The organism is Corynebacterium silvaticum (assembly GCF_004382825.2).
Lineage (GTDB): Bacteria > Actinomycetota > Actinomycetes > Mycobacteriales > Mycobacteriaceae > Corynebacterium > Corynebacterium silvaticum.
Window position 1 is genome coordinate 1 of record NZ_SDQO02000006.1, and the last position, 5,926, is coordinate 5,926.

Genomic DNA, 5,926 nt, shown 5'->3' on the forward strand with positions numbered 1-5,926 from the left:
TGAGCTGGGGATTTGTGTGTTCTGTAAGTGGTGTGTAACTTTATGTGAGTCGCCGCGACCGACAGCGCCCCTCACAGAGGCAAACACCACGAAGGTGATTGTGAATCAGTGAGTGTAAGGCGAGAGGAAAACAAGCAGGCGATAAACAAAAATTATTCTTACAGTCATCACAGACCAACATGGTTGGTGTGTGTGGGTGTGTTGTTTGAGAACTCAATAGTGTACCAATGTACTTATAGATATATTTTTTATTAGTCAACATGGTAGATGATAACCACGTGTGGTTGTTGTCGCTGACACACATTTATTGTTACATGATGGTTATGTGATGATCACGGTGAACACGCTTTGGCCGGCAAGTATGGCTTGCTTGTTAAAAGATTTTGGTAGCCAAGAAAATGTTGTGAAAGCACCTGTGAAACAGGTTATCCACCATAATGATCATGGGAATCCCTGTGGTTGTGTGTGGTTGCTGTGTGGATGAGCACATAAGGGCATTCTTTTATATGGGGGTGTTGTTGTGTGTGGTGATTGTTGTGTTGTCTCGTCAAGGCATCGATGGTCACTAGTGTTTTTTGCTTTACTTTTTTCATTATTTTTTTGATGAATGATCAATGGATTATTTTTTGTTGGTTGTTTGTTTTTTGCCAGTTTTGGTTGGGCTTTTCACGAAGCCTGGTTGGTCTTTTTTGACTGATTTTTTGTGGAGAGTTTGATCCTGGCTCAGGACGAACGCTGGCGGCGTGCTTAACACATGCAAGTCGAACGGAAAGGCCCCTTCGGGGGTACTCGAGTGGCGAACGGGTGAGTAACACGTGGGTGATCTGCCTCGTACTCTGGGATAAGCCTGGGAAACTGGGTCTAATACTGGATAGGACCACATTTTAGTGTGTGTGGTGGAAAGTTTTTTCGGTACGAGATGAGCCCGCGGCCTATCAGCTTGTTGGTGGGGTAATGGCCTACCAAGGCGTCGACGGGTAGCCGGCCTGAGAGGGTGGACGGCCACATTGGGACTGAGATACGGCCCAGACTCCTACGGGAGGCAGCAGTGGGGAATATTGCACAATGGGCGCAAGCCTGATGCAGCGACGCCGCGTGAGGGATGACGGCCTTCGGGTTGTAAACCTCTTTCGACAGGGACGAAGCTTTTTGTGACGGTACCTGTATAAGAAGCACCGGCTAACTACGTGCCAGCAGCCGCGGTAATACGTAGGGTGCGAGCGTTGTCCGGAATTACTGGGCGTAAAGAGCTCGTAGGTGGTTTGTCGCGTCGTCTGTGAAATTCCGGGGCTTAACTCCGGGCGTGCAGGCGATACGGGCATAACTTGAGTGCTGTAGGGGAGACTGGAATTCCTGGTGTAGCGGTGGAATGCGCAGATATCAGGAGGAACACCGATGGCGAAGGCAGGTCTCTGGGCAGTAACTGACGCTGAGGAGCGAAAGCATGGGGAGCGAACAGGATTAGATACCCTGGTAGTCCATGCCGTAAACGGTGGGCGCTAGGTGTGAGGGTCTTCCACGACTTTCGTGCCGTAGCTAACGCATTAAGCGCCCCGCCTGGGGAGTACGGCCGCAAGGCTAAAACTCAAAGGAATTGACGGGGGCCCGCACAAGCGGCGGAGCATGTGGATTAATTCGATGCAACGCGAAGAACCTTACCTGGGCTTGACATATACAAGATCGGCGTAGAGATACGTTATCCCTTGTGGTTTGTATACAGGTGGTGCATGGTTGTCGTCAGCTCGTGTCGTGAGATGTTGGGTTAAGTCCCGCAACGAGCGCAACCCTTGTCTTATGTTGCCAGCACGTTATGGTGGGGACTCATGAGAGACTGCCGGGGTTAACTCGGAGGAAGGTGGGGATGACGTCAAATCATCATGCCCCTTATGTCCAGGGCTTCACACATGCTACAATGGTCGGTACAACGCGTTGCGAGCCTGTAAGGGTAAGCGAATCGCTGAAAGCCGGCCTCAGTTCGGATTGGGGTCTGCAACTCGACCCCATGAAGTCGGAGTCGCTAGTAATCGCAGATCAGCAACGCTGCGGTGAATACGTTCCCGGGCCTTGTACACACCGCCCGTCACGTCATGAAAGTTGGTAACACCCGAAGCCCATGGCCCAACCAGTTTTCTGGGGGGAGTGGTCGAAGGTGGGATCGGCGATTGGGACGAAGTCGTAACAAGGTAGCCGTACCGGAAGGTGCGGCTGGATCACCTCCTTTCTAAGGAGTTTTATTTTTTCCAGCATTCACTGGTTGGTGTTTGTTGTTGTTTATTTTGAATCCGGGTGGAGCAAAGTTGTGTGTGGTTGTGTGCTGCCAACAGAATGGTGGCTGTGCATGGTTGTGTGATGGTGTGTGTGGTTGATTAATAAAGTGTTGTGTTTATGAGTGGTTGGTATGCTGTTGGGTGTCTGGGATGATGCACTGTGGTGTTGGTGTTGATTCTTGATGGCTGCTGTGTGTGCTGGTGATCCTTGTGTGGGGTTGGTGGTGTGTGTGGTGGTTGTGTTGTGTGAGAACTGTATAGTGGACGCGAGTAATAAATCTTTATTCTTTTAGTTCTTGGTATTTTTGTTTGCATATTTTGTGTGTGTTGTTTTTTAAGGGCACACGGTGGATGCCTTGGCATTATGAGCCGATGAAGGACGTGTAAGGCCGCGATAGGCCTCGGGGAGTTGCCAATAGAGCGTTGATCCGAGGGTGTCCGAATGGGGAAACCTGGCCATAGTTATGTGTGGTTACCCTTCAGTGAATTCATAGCTGTTGTGGGGGTTTACGCGGGGAAGTGAAACATCTCAGTACCCGTAGGAGAAGAAAACAATTGTGATTCCGTTAGTAGTGGCGAACGAACGTGGATGAGGCTAAACCATGTGCGTGTGATACCTGGCAGGGGTTGCGTGTGTGGTGTTGTGGGGTGTGTGCGTGAAAAGGCTGCCATCTTTTTGCTGGTTTGTGCATGTGTTAGCGGAAGTGGTGTGGGAACGCCTGCCGTAGAAGGTGAGAGTCCTGTACGTGAAAGCATGTGTGCGCTGGTTGTGCATGTCCCCGAGTAGCAGCGGGCTCGTGGAATCTGCTGTGAATCTGCCGGGACCACCCGGTAAGCCTAAATACTTGTAATGACCGATAGCGGATTAGTACCGTGAGGGAATGGTGAAAAGTACCCCGGGAGGGGAGTGAAATAGTACCTGAAACCGTGTGCTTACAATCTGTCAGAGCCTCTTTTGTGGGGTGATGGCGTGCCTTTTGAAGAATGAGCCTGCGAGTCAGCGGCATGTCGCGAGGTTAACCTTTTGGTGGGTAGCCGTAGCGAAAGCGAATCCTAACGAGGGTGTTGTTAGTGGCATGTCCTGGACCCGAAGCGGGGTGATCTACCCATGGCCAGTGTGAAGCAGAGGTAAGACTTTGTGGAGGCGCGAACCCACTTAGGTTGAAAACTGAGGGGATGAGCTGTGGGTAGGGGTGAAAGGCCAATCAAACTCCGTGATAGCTGGTTCTCCCCGAAATGCATTTAGGTGCAGCGTTGCGTGTTTCTTGCTGGAGGTAGAGCTACTGGTTGGTTGAGCGGGACTACAATCTTAGCAATGTCAGCCAAACTCCGAATGCCGGTAATGTTATAGCGTGGCAGTGAGACTGCGGGGGATAAGCTCCGTTGGTCGAGAGGGAAACAGCCCAGATCGCCGGTTAAGGCCCCTAAGCGTGTACTAAGTGGAAAAGGATGTGGGATCGCGAAGACAGCCAGGAGGTTGGCTTAGAAGCAGCCATCCTTGAAAGAGTGCGTAATAGCTCACTGGTCGAGTGGTTCTGCGCCGACAATGTAGTGGGGCTCAAGTACACCGCCGAAGCCGCGGCAGTCAACATTTTTGTTGGTTGGGTAGGGGAGCGTCGTGCATGTGGTGAAGCATTTGGGTGACCGGGTGTGGAGTGTGTGCGAGTGAGAATGCAGGCATGAGTAACGAATGAAAAGTGGAAAACTTTTCCGCCGGATGACTAAGGGTTCCTGGGTTAAGCTAATCTTCCCAGGGTGAGTCGGGACCTAAGGCGAGGCCGACAGGCGTAGTCGATGGATAACCAGTTGATATTCTGGTACCCGTGGTGATGCGACAAGTGGTGAATCAGTGGTACTAACCGCCCATTAATTGCATGTGTTCATACATTGTGTGGGTGTGTGTGGTTGTGCGTGGGACCTTCGTTGGTAGTAGCCAAGTGATGGGGTGACGCAGTGAGGTAGCCGAGCCACTTATTGGATTGTGGTGTAAGCGTGTGGCCCGTGGCATAGGTAAATCCGTGCTGCATTATGGGTGAGGCGTGATGCGTAGACCTTTTTGGTTGATGTTGGTGATCCTGTACTGTCGAGAAAAGCCTCTAGCGAGTGTCATTATGGCCCGTACCCTCAACCGACACAGGTAGTCAGGTAGAGAATACTAAGGCGATCGGGTGAACTGTGGTTAAGGAACTCGGCAAAATGCCCCCGTAACTTCGGGAGAAGGGGGACCATTGTTGGTGACAGACTGATGGAGCTGACGGTGGTCGCAGAGAATAGAGGGAAGCGACTGTTTATTAAAAACACAGGTCCGTGCGAAAACGTGGAAGTTGATGTATACGGACTGACGCCTGCCCGGTGCTGGAAGGTTAAGAGGACCTGTTAGATCTCTTTTGGGGGTCGAAGCGGAGAATTTAAGCCCCAGTAAACGGCGGTGGTAACTATAACCATCCTAAGGTAGCGAAATTCCTTGTCGGGTAAGTTCCGACCTGCACGAATGGCGTAACGACTTCCCTGCTGTCTCAACCACAGGCCCGGTGAAATTGCAGTACGAGTAAAGATGCTCGTTACGCGCGGCAGGACGAAAAGACCCCGGGACCTTCACTATAGCTTGGTATTGGTGTTTGGTTCGGTTTGTGTAGGATAGGTGGGAGACTGTGATACTGCGCCGCTAGGTGTGGTGGAGTCGCAAGTTGAAATACCACTCTGATCGGATTGAGCACCTTAACCTTGGCCCATGATCTGGGTTGGGGACAGTGCCTGGTGGGTAGTTTAACTGGGGCGGTTGCCTCCTAAAATGTAACGGAGGCGCCCAAAGGTTCCCTCAGCCTGGTTGGCAATCAGGTGGTGAGTGTAAGTGCACAAGGGAGCTTGACTGTGAGACTGACAGGTCGAGCAGGGACGAAAGTCGGGACTAGTGATCCGGCACCTACTTGTGGAAGTGGTGTCGCTCAACGGATAAAAGGTACCCCGGGGATAACAGGCTGATCTTCCCCAAGAGTCCATATCGACGGGATGGTTTGGCACCTCGATGTCGGCTCGTCGCATCCTGGGGCTGGAGTAGGTCCCAAGGGTTGGGCTGTTCGCCCATTAAAGCGGCACGCGAGCTGGGTTTAGAACGTCGTGAGACAGTTCGGTCTCTATCCGCCGTGCGCGTTGAAACTTGAAGAAGGCTGTCCCTAGTACGAGAGGACCGGGACGGACGTACCTCTAGTGTGCCAGTTGTCACGCCCGTGGCAGGGCTGGTTGGCTACGTACGGAAGGGATAACCGCTGAAAGCATCTAAGCGGGAAGCCTGTTTTAAGATGAGGTTTCTTTTGAGGTTCCCTCGAGATTAGGGGGTTGATAGGCCAGATCTGGAAGAGTGGTAACACTTGGAGGTGACTGGTACTAATTTACCGATAAACAACCACCCATTGTGGTGCGAGTATTGTTGTGCCTGGAGCGTTTAAAAAGAATAGTAGAGTTTTGTTGCTTGTGTTCACTGTGCAGTGTCTGACATGACACCTGTTGTGTGTTGTGTTGTTATGGATGTGTTGGTGGTTATAGTGTCGGGGGTACGCCCGGTCCCTTTCCGAACCCGGAAGCTAAGCCCGATTGCGCTGATGGTACTGCACCTGGGAGGGTGTGGGAGAGTAGGTCGCCGCCAACCAAAAAATTTGATA

3 rRNA genes are annotated in these 5,926 nt (G+C 51.7%); all 3 read left to right on the forward strand.

Annotated elements, in window-relative coordinates:
- Window positions 1–700: 700 nt before the first annotated feature.
- The 3 genes from ET810_RS11845 (at window position 701) to rrf (ending at window position 5,913) form a co-directional block, all read left to right on the forward strand.
- A 16S ribosomal RNA gene (locus ET810_RS11845) occupies window positions 701–2,221 on the forward strand.
- Between the two features lie 370 nt (window positions 2,222–2,591).
- Window positions 2,592–5,676: ribosomal RNA gene (locus ET810_RS11850) — 23S ribosomal RNA — on the forward strand.
- A 120-nt stretch (window positions 5,677–5,796) separates the two neighbouring features.
- Window positions 5,797–5,913 (forward strand): 5S ribosomal RNA (gene rrf, locus ET810_RS11855).
- The 16S, 23S and 5S rRNA genes sit together here, the layout of an rRNA operon.
- Window positions 5,914–5,926 lie beyond the last annotated feature (13 nt).